The 14566-nt window shown below is 68.4% G+C and carries 15 protein-coding genes; 9 read left to right on the plus strand and 6 right to left on the minus strand.

Annotated features, from left to right (window positions below):
- Positions 1–27: 27 nt before the first annotated feature.
- Both DL991_RS03790 and DL991_RS03795 read right to left on the minus strand, forming a co-directional pair.
- Positions 28–1425: a hypothetical protein gene (locus DL991_RS03790; RefSeq protein ID WP_125780968.1), complete on the minus strand. Its 1398-nt coding sequence runs from the start codon at positions 1423–1425 to the stop codon at positions 28–30.
- A 35-nt stretch (positions 1426–1460) separates the two neighbouring features.
- Complete coding sequence (locus tag DL991_RS03795; protein ID WP_125781182.1) at positions 1461–3068, minus strand: DEAD/DEAH box helicase; 1608 nt, start codon at positions 3066–3068, stop codon at positions 1461–1463.
- A gap of 548 nt (positions 3069–3616) precedes the next feature.
- Between DL991_RS03795 and DL991_RS03800 the strand changes: the two genes are divergently transcribed.
- The 3 genes from DL991_RS03800 to DL991_RS03810 all read left to right on the plus strand — a co-directional run bounded on the left by DL991_RS03800 (position 3617) and on the right by DL991_RS03810 (position 5952).
- Positions 3617–4270 carry a ferritin-like fold-containing protein gene (locus DL991_RS03800; RefSeq protein ID WP_125780970.1) on the plus strand — a complete coding sequence of 218 codons (654 nt, stop codon included), beginning with the start codon at positions 3617–3619 and terminating at the stop codon, positions 4268–4270.
- 59 nt (positions 4271–4329) lie between these two features.
- Positions 4330–4560 carry a DUF3107 domain-containing protein gene (locus DL991_RS03805; RefSeq protein WP_005167610.1) on the plus strand — a complete coding sequence of 77 codons (231 nt, stop codon included), beginning with the start codon at positions 4330–4332 and terminating at the stop codon, positions 4558–4560.
- Between the two features lie 114 nt (positions 4561–4674).
- Positions 4675–5952, plus strand: a complete 1278-nt coding sequence (locus tag DL991_RS03810) for a heparan-alpha-glucosaminide N-acetyltransferase domain-containing protein (protein WP_125780972.1) — start codon at positions 4675–4677, stop codon at positions 5950–5952.
- Between the two features lie 232 nt (positions 5953–6184).
- On the opposite strand, the gene DL991_RS03815 is transcribed toward DL991_RS03810, so the two are convergent.
- Both DL991_RS03815 and DL991_RS03820 read right to left on the minus strand, forming a co-directional pair.
- Positions 6185–6511 carry a DUF4873 domain-containing protein gene (locus tag DL991_RS03815; RefSeq protein ID WP_005167612.1) on the minus strand — a complete coding sequence of 109 codons (327 nt, stop codon included), beginning with the start codon at positions 6509–6511 and terminating at the stop codon, positions 6185–6187.
- Positions 6508–7287, minus strand: a complete 780-nt coding sequence (locus tag DL991_RS03820; RefSeq protein WP_125780974.1) for a TetR/AcrR family transcriptional regulator — start codon at positions 7285–7287, stop codon at positions 6508–6510. Before DL991_RS03820 ends, DL991_RS03815 begins: the two co-directional genes overlap by 4 nt.
- A 50-nt stretch (positions 7288–7337) precedes the next feature.
- Here DL991_RS03820 and DL991_RS03825 point away from each other — a divergent pair, with 50 nt between their 5' ends.
- Entirely contained in the window at positions 7338–8246 is a 909-nt protein-coding gene (locus tag DL991_RS03825) for a diiron oxygenase (RefSeq protein ID WP_199746270.1), read from the plus strand.
- Entirely contained in the window at positions 8243–9166 is a 924-nt protein-coding gene (locus DL991_RS03830) for an alpha/beta fold hydrolase (protein ID WP_125780978.1), read from the plus strand. The genes DL991_RS03825 and DL991_RS03830 overlap by 4 nt, the downstream gene beginning before the upstream one ends.
- A gap of 77 nt (positions 9167–9243) precedes the next feature.
- Here DL991_RS03830 and DL991_RS03835 read toward each other — a convergent pair whose 3' ends face one another.
- Positions 9244–9780 (minus strand): carboxymuconolactone decarboxylase family protein, encoded by a 537-nt coding sequence (locus DL991_RS03835; RefSeq protein ID WP_125780980.1) that lies wholly within the window; start codon positions 9778–9780, stop codon positions 9244–9246.
- Between the two features lie 122 nt (positions 9781–9902).
- On the opposite strand from DL991_RS03835, the gene DL991_RS03840 reads away from it, so the two are divergent.
- Entirely contained in the window at positions 9903–10118 is a 216-nt protein-coding gene (locus DL991_RS03840) for a hypothetical protein (RefSeq protein WP_233598653.1), read from the plus strand.
- Between the two features lie 61 nt (positions 10119–10179).
- Here the strand turns inward: DL991_RS03840 and DL991_RS03845 are convergent, their stop codons facing one another.
- Positions 10180–10803 carry a TetR/AcrR family transcriptional regulator gene (locus DL991_RS03845; protein ID WP_039922912.1) on the minus strand — a complete coding sequence of 208 codons (624 nt, stop codon included), beginning with the start codon at positions 10801–10803 and terminating at the stop codon, positions 10180–10182.
- 321 nt (positions 10804–11124) lie between these two features.
- Between DL991_RS03845 and DL991_RS03850 the strand changes: the two genes are divergently transcribed.
- The 3 genes from DL991_RS03850 to moeZ all read left to right on the plus strand — a co-directional run bounded on the left by DL991_RS03850 (position 11125) and on the right by moeZ (position 14534).
- A complete protein-coding gene (locus DL991_RS03850; RefSeq protein WP_199746271.1) occupies positions 11125–11982 on the plus strand; it encodes an alpha/beta fold hydrolase in 858 nt (285 codons plus the stop codon).
- A gap of 81 nt (positions 11983–12063) precedes the next feature.
- Positions 12064–13239 (plus strand): DUF3152 domain-containing protein, encoded by a 1176-nt coding sequence (locus DL991_RS03855; protein ID WP_125780982.1) that lies wholly within the window; start codon positions 12064–12066, stop codon positions 13237–13239.
- Between the two features lie 116 nt (positions 13240–13355).
- Positions 13356–14534 (plus strand): adenylyltransferase/sulfurtransferase MoeZ, encoded by a 1179-nt coding sequence (moeZ, locus tag DL991_RS03860; RefSeq protein WP_125780984.1) that lies wholly within the window; start codon positions 13356–13358, stop codon positions 14532–14534.
- The last annotated feature ends 32 nt before the right edge of the window (positions 14535–14566 follow it).

The following is a 14566-nucleotide window of genomic DNA, read 5'->3' on the forward strand; positions in this document are numbered from 1 at the left end:
CAAGGGACCTTTGCTATCGCCAGCCGGTCACTTGAGCGCGACCAGGGTCGGACCGCGTTGCTCCAGCAGCACCGGACCGGCCGACGAGAGCACCACCGGGCCGGTGTAGCCACGCCTGTCGACGCCGACGGTGCGGATGGTGGCGCCGGTCGTCTCGTCGAGCACGGCGAGCCCGCCCTGGATGGGCACGACCAGCTGTTCCCCGAAGGTCACGCCGGGGCCGGCGGAGTTGTTCAGCGTCCAGCGTGGCGTGAGGTCGTCGCGCGAGAACGCCATGGTCTTCGAGCCGGTGAACCAGTAGACGCCCTGCGCGGTCCACGCGGTCGTCGTGACGCCGCCCACCGGGTCCTGCGTGATGTCCGCGTCGGGCACATCGAGCGGGTACGCCGACTTCTGGAGGCCGTCGCCGCCGTAGATGACCAGCAGTTTCTGTTCGGGCAGCACGATCAGCGCCAGATCGCCGGACATCGCGACGACCTTCGCGTTCTTGCCGGCGAGCACGGTGCTGTAGTCGACCTTCGGGTCGTCGGCTTCGTCGTTGGTCGCGCGGTAGACGGTGAAGCGGTCGGCCGGGTCGCCGGGGCAGCGTTCGATCACACCGATCTTGCCCGCCGCGGCGGCCACCGTGCCGTAGGTGCAGCCGGTCCTCGGCTGCTTGTTCGGGTTCACGATGGCGGGGACCTGGCCGTACTCCATGCTCTTGACCAGGTCGTCGCGCCAGGTGTTCAGCAGTTTCTTGCCGGTCGTGGTGACGTGCGATCCGTCGACCACCAGCCGGGTCCCGAGTTCGGCGTCGCCGTTGCGCTGCGCCGTGCGGCGTCCGGTGCCGGCGTCGAGCTGGGTGACCTCGCTACAGCCGGTGTCCTTGCGGTACACCGCGTCCACCTTGATCCCGGCGAGCGCGACCGTGCACAGTTCGAGATCGCGGGAATAGCGCCACCGGACGTCGCCGGTGTGTGGATCCCGGCCGAGTACCTCGCCCTTGTCCGCGGTGACGACGCTGTTGGCCTCGCCGATCGGGACGGGTGTCGACGAACTCGGTGCCTGCCACAGTTCGGTCAGCGAGCCGGGTACCTCCGCCGGCGCGGGCGGGAGCCCGGGCGGCATGGTGGTGGCGACCTGCGCGACGGTCGCCGCGTTGTCGCTGTTCACGCCGATGACGACGCCGGTGACGGCGACGACCACCACGATCGCCGCGGCGAACACACGATCCCTCGTGCGGTTCCACGGCGAGCGCCGGGCGCGTTTCCCGCCCAGCGGTGGCTCGGTGGCCACCGCCGCGGCGGGTTCGGCGTCCAGCACGTCTTCCGTGCCGATCGCGTTTTCGGCCGTCTGCGGTTCGGCACCGCTCGACGGCGGTTCGGGATCGGCGGGCACGGGCCGCGCCGGTTCGTCGTCCGGCGCGGCGTCCCAGCGTTCGCTCACGTGCCCCTAGCTCCCCACGTCGAGGTCTGAAGCTCTCAGTCTGCCGACGCAGGTGTATCAGAAGTCGCCGAGGGACGGCGACGGCGGCGTCGGCGAGCCGGACGCTCGGCGCTGTCGCCTGTCTCCTTCTCGACCGCCGGGCCGCTGACCTCCGGGCTCGGCTTCGCGGCGCCGCGGCTGCGGCGACGGGCCCGCGTGCGGCCCTCGGACGACGCTTCGCCCTCGGTGCCTTCCGCCGTAGCGTCCGCGGCGTCCGCGGCCTCGATCTTGGCGGCCGCGTTCGCGCCGCCACGGGTCCGCTTGCGCGGTGTGCGGTTGCGCTTGCGGGGCGCTTCTTCTTCGTCCTTCGGGCCCTGGCTCTGGCTCTGGCCCTGGCCACGGCCGCGGCGCTTGCCGCCCAGGTCTTCTTCGACCTCGGCCGAAAGACCGGCGCGGGTCCGCTTCGACAGCGGGAGGCGCCCGGTGGTGCCCTCGGGGATGCCCAGGTCGCTGAACAGGTGCTTCGACGACGAGTACGTCTCGGCGGGCTCGGGCATGTCGAGCCCGAGGATGTCCGAGATCATCTTCCAGCGCGGCGTCTCGTCCCAGTCGACGAGGGTGATCGCGACACCGGTGCGCCCGGCGCGGCCGGTGCGGCCGATCCGGTGGACGTAGGTCTTCTCGTCCTCCGGCGTCTGGTAGTTGATCACGTGCGTGACGTCGTCGATGTCGATGCCGCGGGCGGCGACATCGGTGGCGACCAGCACGTCGACCTTGCCGGCGCGGAACGCGCGCAGTGCCTGCTCGCGGGCGCCCTGGCCAAGGTCACCGTGCACGGCGGCGGCCGCGAAGCCGCGCTCGACGAGCTCGTCGGCGACCTTCTGCGCGGTGCGCTTGGTGCGGGTGAAGATCATCGTCAGGCCACGGCCTTCGGCCTGCAGCGCGCGGGCGATCAGCTCGGGCTTGTCCATCGAGTGCGCCCGGTAGACGAACTGGGTGGTGCGCTCGTGGATGGCGCCGGCGTCGTTCTCCTCGGCGCGGATGTGCGTCGGCTGCGTGAGGAACGTGCGGGCCAGCGTGATGATCGGGCCCGGCATGGTCGCCGAGAACAGCATCGTCTGGCGCTTGTCCGGGACCATCCGCAGGATGCGCTCGATGTCGGGCAGGAAGCCCAGGTCGAGCATCTCGTCGGCCTCGTCCAGCACCAGACCGCGGACCTTGCCCAGCACCAGGTGCTTCTGCTCGGCCAGGTCCAGCAGGCGGCCCGGGGTGCCGATGACGACGTCGACGCCGCTGCGGAGCGCCGCGATCTGTGGCTCGTAGGGGCGGCCACCGTAGATGGCCAGTGTGCGGATGCCGAGGTGCTTGCCCGCGCCCTTGAGGTCGTTCGCGACCTGGATGCACAGCTCACGGGTCGGCACGACGACCAGCACCTGCGGGGTGCCGTCGCCGGGGACCTCGACGCGGTGCAGCAGCGGGACACCGAAGCCCAGCGTCTTGCCCATGCCCGTGCGGGCCTGGCCGATCAGGTCGTCGCCGGCCATGGCCAGCGGCAGCGTCAGTGCCTGGATGGCGAAGGTGCGCTCGATCCCGGCCTCGCTGAGCGCCTTCACGATCTCCGGCTTGACGCCGAAGGAAGCGAAGGAGGGGGCTTCGGGTTCCACCGGTGCGCCCGCCTGCAGCGGGTGCGACACGTCGAGCGCCGCCGGGCCTGACTCGCTGTGCTCCAGCGCGACGGCCTCCGGAACGCCGGTGGGGTTGTCTTCGGGCGTGTTTTCGTTCGTGGTCAGGGTGCTCGCCTCTCTCGTGACCAGCGCGCACTGCCCTGGTCACCGATCGACACTCGACCACGAAAATTCGCTCGGGCTCCGCGCTACTGGCGCTGAAGCGGCCCTTCGTGGGAATGCCGCAGGATGGCGTGCACGCACATCATTCTTGCGCTGATCGGGGCCGCACCGGCTGTCCTTCAGCCGCAGCGGCGTCCCGATCCGGGACGGATGATCCGTCGTATCCGGCCGCCAGTCTACCTGATCTGCGGTTTTCTGATAGTCCCCGCCGCGCCCGGAGGTGGGGAGGCTCTCTTTTCGGCCGAAGTCCCCGCCGCGCCCGGACGTGGGAAGGCTCTCTTTCCGGCCGAAATCCCCGCCGCGCCCGGAGGTGGGATCGGTCTCTTCCCGTCCGGGCGGGTGTGTTCGGCGATACCCTTTCCGCCGTGACGGAGGCAAAGCAGATCAGCGAGGGCGTAGTCGATTTGCTCGGCGTACTCGCCTATGGGGAATTGTCCGCATTCGATCGCCTGGCCGAGGACGCGCGCACCGCGCCGACGCTGTCCGGCCGCGCCGCGCTGGCGTCCATGGCGGCCGCCGAGATCGGGCACTACGACCTGCTCACCAAGCACCTCGCGGGGTACGGCGTCGCGATCGAAGACGCCATGAGGCCCTTCGTCGGGCACATCGACGCCTGGCACGCCTCCACCGCGCCGCGTTCCTGGCTCGAGTCCCTGGTGAAGGCCTACGTCGGAGACGGGCTCGCGGCGGACCTCTACCGCGAGATGGCCAGCTGGCTCGACCCCGAAACCAAGGATCTGGTGCTCACCGTGCTCGCCGACACGGGGCATTCCGCGTTCGCCGAACGCGAAGTCGCGGCCGGGATCGAGGCCGACCCGAAGGCGCGGGACAAGCTGGCGCTGTGGGGCCGTCGCCTGCTGGGCGAGGCGTTGACGCAGGCCCAGTACGTCGTCGCCGAGCGGGACGGGCTCGCCGAGCTCATCGTCGAGGGCTCCGGCGACCTTTCGGGAATCGCCGCGCTGTTCCGCCGGTTGCAGCAGGGGCACACCAAACGCATGCAGGTGCTGGGGCTCGGCTGACGTCTCTTCGGCTAGCCTTGGCGGGCCAGTAGTTTCGAACTTTCAAGCGGAGGTCCCACGTGGAGGTCAAGATCGGCATCAAGGACACGCCGCGAGAGCTCGTGGTGTCCAGCAGCCAGTCGCCCGACGAGGTCGAGGAACTGGTCGCGAACGCCTTGAGGGCCGGCGACGGGATCTTCCGCCTCGACGACGAGAAGGGCCGTAAGTACATCGTGCCCACCGACCGGATCGCCTACGTCGAGATCGCGCCGTCAGACGTTCGCAAGGTCGGCTTCGCTGTTGGTGGCTAACCCGATCGGGTTGTAGTCGGATGTCACAGTGGCGTCACCGCCGCGTCTCAGCCAGCTCTCAGATTTGATCGTCACGCTAAGGCGGGGACGGCAGGGGGCTAGCCGAGAAATGAGGTGGACGGCGTCACTGTGATGGACCGCGCGCTGGTCGACGGCGTGCGTACAGTTCCCGAACAAGGCAAGCGGGCCGCTGGGCGGCTGACCGGCATCGACGTCGCCCGCGGCTTGGCCGTTCTCGGCATGTACGCGGTGCATGTCGGCCCCGATCCCGCCAAAGGCGGCGTCGGGGTGCTGTTCAAACCGTTCGAAGGCCACTCCGCGGCGTTGTTCGCGGTACTGGCCGGAGTCTCCATCGCGCTGATGTCCGGCGGACGCCGCCCGAAACTGGGCCGCGACCGGACGCGCGTCGCGCTCAAGCTGGCGACCCGGGCACCGCTGCTGGTGGCGCTGGGACTGTGGCTGACCAGCCTTGAGACCGGCTACATGGTGATCCTGGCCTACTACGGGGCCTGTTTCCTCTTCGCGATCCCATGGCTGCGCGCGGGTGCGAAGGCGCTGGCGATCGCGGCGGTCGTCGTCGCCGTGGCGGGCCCGCTGCTCTCACATCTGCTCAGAGCGCAACTGCTTCCTCGCGACCTGCTCTTCTTCGCGCCGGACCTGACCGCGGACGATGTCACCTCGACCGGGCTGCTGAAAGCCGCGACCGTTCTCGTCCTGACCGGAACCTTCCCCGCATTGACGCTGATGGCGTACGTGTTCGCGGGGATGTCGCTCGGGCGGATGGACCTGACGTCGCGCAGCGTGTGCCGTCGGCTGTTCTTCGGCGGATCGGCGCTCGCGGTGGGCGGATACCTCGTGTCCTGGCTCGCGACCGGCCCACTCGGCGGCATGCAGGCCGTCTATCGCTCACTGGAACCGGCCGCCGCGCAGATGGGGATGACGCCGCCGGAATTCCTCCGGCTCCACCAGACCTGGATCCACGGCACCCCGCCGACCACCAGCTGGGCCTGGGAACTGCTGCCGACAGGCACCTCGTACACGCCGTTCGACCTGCTGATCTCGATCGGGATCGCGGCGGCGGTGATCGGCGGCTGCCAGCTGCTGATGCCGAAGTTCGAGCGCGTGCTGCGGCCGCTTTCGGATCTGGGCGGGCGGGTGCTGAGCGCGTACGTGCTGCATTTCGTGGCGATCGCGCTGCTGTGGGACGAGAGCGACGGCGATTCGATCTTCAGCGTGCTGCACTTCGTCGAGTTCTCGGTGGTCGCGCTGACCGCGGCCGTGCTGTGGCGGAGGTTCGTCGGGCGCGGGCCGCTGGAATGGGCGATGAACAAGCTGTCGAGCTGGCCGAACCTGGTCCCGCGTACTCGAGTGCCCGCTCAACGACAGGGCTGACGTTCTCTTGAAGCGCGGGTTGGGCTGCTGCGGTGGTGCGGTGGTCGCGACCTCGTGACGATGTAGGGATCGGGACACTGAACGTCCCGATTCCTACATCGTCAGCCTTCGGCCGCTCATGAACCGGCGGCTTAACGCCGCTCACCCGCAGGCTGGTCCCCAAGTACATGAAGGCCCCCTTCCTTGCGTCTAGCGCAAGGAAGGGGGCCTTCATGTACTTCTGCCTCAGCGGTCAGGCGTTGAGTTCGTTCAGTTCTTCCAGTGAGGTCGGCACGTGGAAGGGCGGCGTGCTGGTGCCCATGATGCGGTAGCGGTCCCACGGGTCCGGGTCGGAGAGTTCGCCCTTCGCGCTGTACTCGCCCGCGCGGATCTCGACGGCGGTCTTCTTGCCGCCGGCGGCCGCGGACACCTGCTCGTTGGTGGCCACGCGGCCGTACCAGCGGTAGTACCCGTCGATGGGCTGGAAGTAGCCCCGCAGGTCGACCGTCGCGGCGATCTCGGTTCCGTCGATCACGAGGACCGCTTCGCCGGCGTAGCCGTCTTCGTCGTGCTCGCTCATTGCCCCTCCGCCTGCTTTTCCTGGGTCTTCCGCATTTGGATGACCTTGTTCTCTTCGAGCGGCAGAGTGGGATCGATGACGATGCCCTGCTGCCGGGAGAGGCCGTCGATCGCGGCCCAGATGATCTGTGTCAGGTATTCGACGACGCTGTCGCGGCCCATCGAGCGCCGGTCCAGCCACCATTCGCCGGTGCTCTGCACCATGCCGACGATGCCGTGCGCCCACGGTTCGGCGGCGCCCGAGTCCATGTTGAACATCCGCATGTAGTCGCCGAGCAGCGCGGTGAGCGCGGTGGCGATCAGTTCCTTGTCCTCGGCGACGACGTCGGATTTGACGACCACCTTCTCCTGGAGGCCGCCGCGTGCGAGCAGGCGGTACAGGTTCGGGTGCTCCTCGATGACGCTGAAGAACGCGTCGAGTGCCATCCGGATCCGGGGGATCGGGGCGAGTTCGGAGTTGATGGCCGGGATCAGCCGCTGGAAGAGGATCTCCGTGCCGCGCTGCCCGAGTGCGACGTACAGATCCGCCTTGTCGTCGAAGTGCCGGTACAGCACGGGTTTCGTGACGCCCGCTTCGGCGGCGACGTCTTCCATGCCGAGGTCCGGCCCGTGCGCGTCGAGCGCCCGGAGGGCCGCTTCGACGAACTCCGCGCGGCGCGCGATCCGGTGTTTGCGCCAGCGGTCGCGGCGGGCGTCACCCGTGTCGGCCTCACCCGCGGTGGGGTGCTTGCTCGACTGCTTGCTGTTGCGCTTGACACGTTCGATCACCCAAGTCATGCTACCAGAGGTAACTGTTACCGCGAGTTACAGATAGGGGTGTGTCGGCAATGACGCGGGCGCTGAAGGAAACAGACCGGGAGAAGACAGCCGAGCGGCTGCTCAAGTCCTCCGCAAACAAGTTCTACGACCCCGACGTCGACATCGACTGGAACGCTCCGCTCGTGGACGGGAAGCGCTACATCCCGGCACATCGCTCTTCGCTCTACGGCACCGAGCTGTGGGACTCGCTGTCGGAAGAGCAGCGCATCGAACTCGGCAAGCACGAGGTCGCGAGCGTCGCCACGACAGGACTGTGGTTCGAAATCCTCCTGATGCAGATGCTGCTCAAGGAGGTCTACGAGGAAGACCCCACCAGCTCGCACGCCCAGTACGCGCTGACCGAGATCGCGGACGAATGCCGTCACTCGACGATGTTCGCGCGGATGGCCTCGCGGATCGGCTGCCCGTCCTACGGGCCGGTGCCGTGGCTGCGGCGGCTGGCGAAACTGATGCCGTCGATCAGCTACGGCCCCGCGCGGTACGGCGCGATCCTCGTCGCCGAAGAGGTCCTCGACCGGCTTCAGCGCGAGCAGATGAACGATCCGGACATCCAGCCGCTGGTGCGCATGGTGAACCGGATCCACGTGCTCGAGGAAGCCCGGCATGTCACCTTCGCCCGCGAAGAGGTCACTCGCGGAATGGCGAAACTGTCGAAGAAGGAAATCCTCTACCAGCAGTTCATCATCGCGGTCATTTCGTACTTCGTGACGCGGGCCTTCATCAACCCGAACGTCTACAAGGCCGTCGGTATCCGGCCGCGCGACGGCGTCGAAGCCGCGCTGAACAACCCCAACTGGCGCGAAAGCATCCAGTGGGCGGGCGAGAAGATCATGCCGTTCCTGCAGGAATCCGGTCTGGTCGGCAAGCCCGGCATGTACTTCTGGCGCAAGTCCTTCCTGCTGCCGGGGAAGCGATGAAGAGCGTCAAACAGCGCGACGCCGTCTCGTGGGACCCGTCGCGGGAACACCGTTTCGTGACCGGCGACAGCACCGCGCTGCACGTCGAGATGAGCGGCCCGGCCGACTCCGAACTCACGCTGATACTCGTGCACGGCTGGACGCAGGATCACCGGACCTGGGACGGCGTGGCGTCGCGGCTCGGCGACTCCGTCCGGATCCTGCGCTACGACCTGCGCGGTCACGGCGGTTCCGCGCCGGCGAAACCGGGAACGGCCACGATCGCGACCCTCGCCGACGACCTCGCCGAACTGATCGAGGACCGCGTCCCGAACGGACCGCTCGTGCTCGCCGGGCACTCCATGGGCGGCATGACGATCATGGAACTTTCCCGCAGGCATCCCGATCTGGTGGACCGGCGCGTCGCAGGGGTCGCGTTCGTCGCCACATCGTCCGGTGAGATGGACCGGATCACCCTCGGCCTGCCGGGGATCGCGGGCAGCGGCGCGGCGAGGTTCGAACGGAGGCTCGCGAAGCTGCTCGCGAAGAACCGCCGGGACGCCTTGCCGCTGCCGCTGTCGGTGGTGCGGCCCGGCGCGCGGCTGCTCGTCTTCGGGCGGCGGCCTCAGCGGGCCGACGTGGACTCGGTCGCCGAACAGTTGCTTTGCGCGCATCCGGCGAGTGTCGCCGGATTCCAGGACGCGATCTCCCGGCACGACTGCCGGGTCACCCTCTCCGCGCTGCAGGGCAAACCGGTGATCGTGCTGACGGGGGAGCGGGACAGGCTCTGCCCGCCCCCGCACGCCAAGGTCATCGCCGACGCGCTGCCGGAGGCTGAATTCGTGCGCTACCCGGGCGCCGGGCACATGCTGCCGCAGGAACGAACCCAAGAGGTTTCGGACCGCATCGCGGCACTCGTCCGCCGCGCCGCGAGGGTCTGAAAGCGGGAGCAAGGGACCTTTGCTCTCGCTTCTCTCGACATTGAGATAAGCGGGAGCAAAGGTCCCTTGCTCTCTTTTCAGAGGCGTGTGTAGCCGTTCTCCAGGAGACGGACGCCTGCCTCCCGATAGGCGTCCTGGTCGTCGATGGCGATCGTGGCCAGCCCGTCGACGTAGCGGTTGAACATGCAGAAGGCGGCCGCGATCAGGACGGTGTCGTGGATTTCGACGTCCGTCGCGCCCTCCGCGCGGGCGATCTCGATCAGCTCTTCGCTCACGGACTTCCCGCCTTCGCGGACTGCGAGCGCGACGTGCAGAAGCGACCGCACCTTCGCCGACACGGGTGCGCCGTCGATGTCCTTCCAAGCCGCTTCGACGACCGGCATGCCCCCTTCGAGCGCTTCGGCGGCGACGGCGCCGTGACTGCGTGAGCAGAACGTGCAGTCATTGCCGCGCGAGACGACCGCGGCGATCAGTTCCCGCTCGCCGACGCTGAGGCTGCTCGGGCCGCGAAGCAGGACCTCGGCGAGTTGCCCGAGCGGTGCCGCCGTCTCCGGCCGGTAGGCGAACAGGGCGGTGATGCCGGGCAGGTTCTCGTCGAGCGCGATGTGGGGCATGAGGACTCCTCGCGGATCGGGACGCGGTCGCTTGATTCATAGCCGAATCGCGGCTCTGCCCGGTGCCGCTGGATGGCCCAACGCGGTAGCAAAGGTCCCTTGCTCTCGCCGGAGGCGCCAGCGTGATCGCCGTGGTCCTCGGCGCGGCCCTGCTCACCGGCATCGGCGGCGAAACCACTGAAGCCGGGAGCGACGCGGAGTTCACCGGCGCCGGCCGCGGCAAGATCGTGCTGCCCGGATTCGTCGACCCGCACAACCATCTGTGGCAGTCGCTATCCGCGGCTGCGCGGCCGACAAGGAACTCATCGGCCGACTCGGCAAATGCGTCGGCCCAGTGACCCACGCAATTCGTCACCTACTTGCGATCGAGATGAACGCAAGTAGGTGACGAATTGCGGGTCAGTGCTGCAGCGGGAAGCCACCGCCGATCCCTCGCCAGGCGAGGTTGGCGGTGAGGGCGACGGCCTCTTCGCGGCTCATCGACTTGTGGTGCGCCAGCCAGAACCGCGCGCTGACCTGCGAGAGGCCCACGAGGCCGACCGCGAGCAGCCGTGCCTTGTCCTCGTCGAGGCCCGCGTCGGCGGTGATGGTCTCGGTGATCGCGTCGACGCTGGCCGACGTCGCGCGGTCCACCGCCTCCTGCACGGCGGGCTCGCCGCGAAGGTCGGACTCGAAGACCATTCGGAACGCGCCCGCGTCGTTGTTGACGAAGTCGAAGAACGCGCCGACGGTCGCCGGCACGCGCTGCTTGTTGTCCGTCGTGGAGTCGAGCGCGTCCTTGACCCGCCGCACCAGTTCGTCGACGTGGCTCTCCAGCAGCGCGATGTAGAGGTCGAGCTTGCCGGGGAAGTGCTGGTAGAGGACCGGCTTGCTGACTCCGGCCTCTTCGGCGATCTCGTCCATCGCGGCGGCGTGGTAGCCGTTCGCGGCGAACACCCGCTGAGCGGCGGCCAGCAGCTGGGCGCGGCGTTCCGTTCTGGGCAGGCGGACGCCTCGTGCCTGCAGTCGCGCCATTTCTGTCATCGTTCCTCCAGTTCGAGGCACTCGTCTCCGCCGCGAACGCATCAGCCTTGTTCAAGGCGATCCTTACCGCCGAGAACTCATCAGCGCAGTCGAGCGGGCTCCGCCGGGCGGGGTCACCGCCGCGTGAAGTGACCTCGAGATTACTCGCCGGTACAGCCGGACCGCCAAGGGTCGGGCATCCTTGGTGCTGTGTCTTCTCCAGTTTCCCGTGCCGCCGGGGGCCGCCCGTCGTTGACCCACGTACCGCTGTCGCGCAGGTCGTTGCCGTCGCTCGACCCCGCGCCGCCGCCGTGGCCCGGGGAAACAATAGGTGTCGGCGGGGTGAAATTGCACATCCGCCGGACCCCTGGGGGTCCCGAGACGGCCGTCTACGTCCACGGGCTCGGCGGCTCGTCCACGAATTGGACCGATCTCGCCGCCCTCCTGGCGCCCCAAGCGGCAGGTACTTCGGTCGATCTGCCGGGGTTCGGCTACTCGGAGCCGCCCGACGCTTTCGACTTCAGCCTCGACGCGCACGCCGAGATCGTCGCGAGCCACATCAAGAGCCTCGACGCCGGGCCGGTGCACCTGTTCGGCAACTCGATGGGGGGAGCGGTCGCGCTGCTCGTCGCGGCCAGGCATCCGGAACTGGTGAAGACGCTGACGCTGATCTCGCCGGCGATGCCGGATCTCCGTCCCAGCATGAAGCGGTTGTCCGATCCGCGGATGGCGTTCGCGTATCTGCCGCTGATCGGCCCGCGGGTGCGCCGTCAGCTGGCCGCGCTGGGCCCGCGCGAACGCGCCATGCAGGTCATCAAGCTCTGCTTCGCCGACCCGGGCCGCTTCGCCGAAAGCAGGCTGGACGAGCTGGAAGAGGAGCACAGCGCTCGCGCCGCCTTCGCCTGGGCCGCCCCCGCGCTCGCTCGCAGCACGTTCGGCATCTTCCGGACGTGGTCCGCGCGCGGTCCCGCGTCGTTGTGGGCCGTCGCGCCGAACGTCGCCGCGCCGACACTCGTCGTTTGGGGACAGCACGACCGGGTGATCTCCGTCCGGCGCGCGGAGCGCACCGCTCGGCTACTTCCGCACGCCCGGTTGCTCGTTCTCCCCCGAACCGGCCACGTGGCGCAGATGGAACGCCCGAATGTCGTAGCGCAGGCCGTTTTGGGCATGTGGGAATCGGTCGAATCGGGCACCTGGTAGCCCATTCGGGTGGGCAGGACACGCCGCGCGAAGCGCCGGTCGCTCACAACATCACAGTTCGGTTATGGCACCCTGGTTCCCGTGGACCGGGTTAAGCAAGGCGCGCAGGGCGAAGGACGGCGGTCTCAGTACTCCGCCTCCGGTCGCCGTCCGCCGCGTACCCAGCCGCGGACCTCCGACGCGCCGCGCACCGGCCAGTACCGGCCGACACCGCCGCCGTCGCAGCGGCTCGACGAGGACCGCTACCGCCCCGGCGGCCGCCGGACCAGCGCCCAGCCGCTCAGCGCGTCGTGGAAGCCGCACGAGCCGGGCGCCGCCAAGTCCAAGACGCGCAAGAGCAAGGGCGGCATCGGCCACTTCGCCAAGACCTACGGCTGGCGCGTGTACGCGCTGCCGATCCTCGTGGTGATCACCGCGCTGGTCGTGTTCAACACCGCCACCGGCCCGCCCGAGCCGATCCCCACGGACGGGGCGAGCCTCGCTTCGGCCGATGGATCCGACGGTTCCGCCGGCAACGGCGGCGAGCCGGGCGCGGGTGTCGACGGGGGCGGCGACGTTCTCCCGGAGAATCCGGCCAAACCGGTCGATCTCAAGATCCCGACCGCGGATCTGCCCAAGGGCGGTCCTTTCACCGAGTCCGGCAAGGGCACGTATCACGTGGTGCCGGGCAAGGGAGAGAAGGTCGGGACGGGGCAGCTGTACACGTACACCGTCGAGGTCGAGGACGGCATCGATCCCACCAGCTACCTCGGTGACGACAGTTTCGCCACGATGGTGGAGGGCACCCTGTCCAATCCCAAGAGCTGGACGTGGGACGGCAAGAAGGCACTCCAGCGCGTGGACGCGAGTTACCCGAACCCCACCTTCCGCGTGAGTCTGACCACACCGAACACGACGCATCGCGCGGACGTCTGCATGTTCCAGATCACCTACGAGACCTCGTGTTACCGCGCGAGTTTCGACAAGCGCGTGGTGATCAACCTCGCGCGCTGGGTGCGGGGGGCGATGGCCTTCGAGAGCGACATGACCGGATATCGCCAGTACGCCATCAATCACGAAGTCGGGCATGCCCTGGGCGGAAAACACGTGGGCTGCAAGGAGAACGGCGGGATCGCGCCGGTGATGATGCAGCAGACGTTCGGCGTCTCCAACGACTTCGTGGCGCAGCTGAACAACCTTCCCGGCGGCGACCGCGGCAAGGTGCCCGCGGACGGCAAGGTCTGCAAACCCGGCTCCTGGCCGAACCAGACACCTTAGCCCCGCCATCCCATCTGCTGGAATTTCCCAGGATCTGAAACAGGGGAAGTCGTTTCCGCCTGTCGGTGTTGTAGATACTGGGATGCGACCGCGATCCACGCGAGATGGAGGACCCGATGTCAGGCACGCTGCCGCCGCTCGTTGAGCCGGCCGCCGAGCTCACCAAGGAAGAGGTGGCCCGGTACAGCCGTCACCTGATCATCCCGGACGTCGGGATGACCGGGCAGAAGCGGCTGAAGAACGCCAAGGTGCTGGTCATCGGTGCCGGCGGCCTCGGCAGCCCGGCGCTGCTGTACCTGGCCGCGGCCGGGGTCGGCACGCTCGGCATCGTCGACTTCGACGAGGTCGACGAATCGAACTTGCACCGCCAGGTCATCCACGGCCAGTCCGACATCGGCAAGCTCAAGGCGGCGTCCGCGCAGGAGTCGCTCGCCGAGATCAACCCGTTCGTCAAGGTGCACCTGCACACCGACCGGCTCGAGTCGTCCAACGCGCTGGAGCTGTTCGAGCAGTACGACCTGATCCTCGACGGCACCGACAACTTCGCGACGCGCTACCTGGTCAACGACGCCGCCGTGCTCACCGGCAAGCCCTACGTGTGGGGCTCGATCTACCGGTTCGAGGGGCAGGCGAGCGTGTTCTGGGAGGACGCGCCGAACGGCAAGGGCCTCAACTACCGCGACCTCTACCCCGAGCCGCCGCCGCCCGGCATGGTGCCGTCGTGCGCCGAGGGCGGGGTGCTGGGCGTGCTGTGCGCGTCGATCGGCTCGATCATGGTGAACGAGGCGATCAAGCTGATCACCGGCATCGGTGAGCCGCTGCTGGGCAGGCTCGTCAGCTACGACGCGCTCGAGATGAAGTACCGCGAGGTCAAGATCCGCAAGGATCCGGAGACCCCGAAGATCACCGAGCTCATCGACTACGAAGCCTTCTGTGGCGTTGTGTCCGACGAAGCCGCTTCGGCCGCTTCGGGGCACACGATCACTCCGGCGGAGCTCAAAGCCAAGTTCGACAACGGCGACAACTTCGCCCTCATCGACGTCCGCGAGCCGCACGAGTACGAGATCGTGAACATCAAGGGTGCGACGCTCATCCCGAAGGACAAGATCCTCTCGGGCGAAGCGCTGTCGGAACTGCCGCAGGACAAGCCGATCGTGCTGCACTGCAAGTCGGGTGCACGTTCGGCGGAGGCGCTCGCGGCGCTGCACCAGGCCGGGTTCAAGGACGCGACCCACCTCGGTGGCGGCGTGCTTGCCTGGGCGCGGCAGATCGACCAGAGTCTGCCGACTTACTGAGGGTTATCGCCGGGCCCAGGGTGCGGGCGATA

The sequence above is a fragment of the Amycolatopsis sp. WAC 01375 genome, assembly GCF_003947325.1.
Classification (GTDB): domain Bacteria; phylum Actinomycetota; class Actinomycetes; order Mycobacteriales; family Pseudonocardiaceae; genus Amycolatopsis.

Excerpts from the sequence above, each read along its gene's own strand:
- DL991_RS03815 (WP_005167612.1), bottom strand. The coding sequence starts at position 6,511 with ATGAGCGAGCACGACGAAGACGGCTACGCCGGCGAAGCGGTCCTCGTG.
- DL991_RS03820 (WP_125780974.1), bottom strand. The coding sequence starts at position 7,287 with ATGACTTGGGTGATCGAACGTGTCAAGCGCAACAGCAAGCAGTCGAGC.
- DL991_RS03825 (WP_199746270.1), top strand. The coding sequence starts at position 7,338 with ATGACGCGGGCGCTGAAGGAAACAGACCGGGAGAAGACAGCCGAGCGG.
- DL991_RS03830 (WP_125780978.1), top strand. The coding sequence starts at position 8,243 with ATGAAGAGCGTCAAACAGCGCGACGCCGTCTCGTGGGACCCGTCGCGG.
- DL991_RS03835 (WP_125780980.1), bottom strand. The coding sequence starts at position 9,780 with ATGCCCCACATCGCGCTCGACGAGAACCTGCCCGGCATCACCGCCCTG.
- DL991_RS03845 (WP_039922912.1), bottom strand. The coding sequence starts at position 10,803 with ATGACAGAAATGGCGCGACTGCAGGCACGAGGCGTCCGCCTGCCCAGA.
- moeZ (WP_125780984.1), top strand. The coding sequence starts at position 13,356 with ATGTCAGGCACGCTGCCGCCGCTCGTTGAGCCGGCCGCCGAGCTCACC.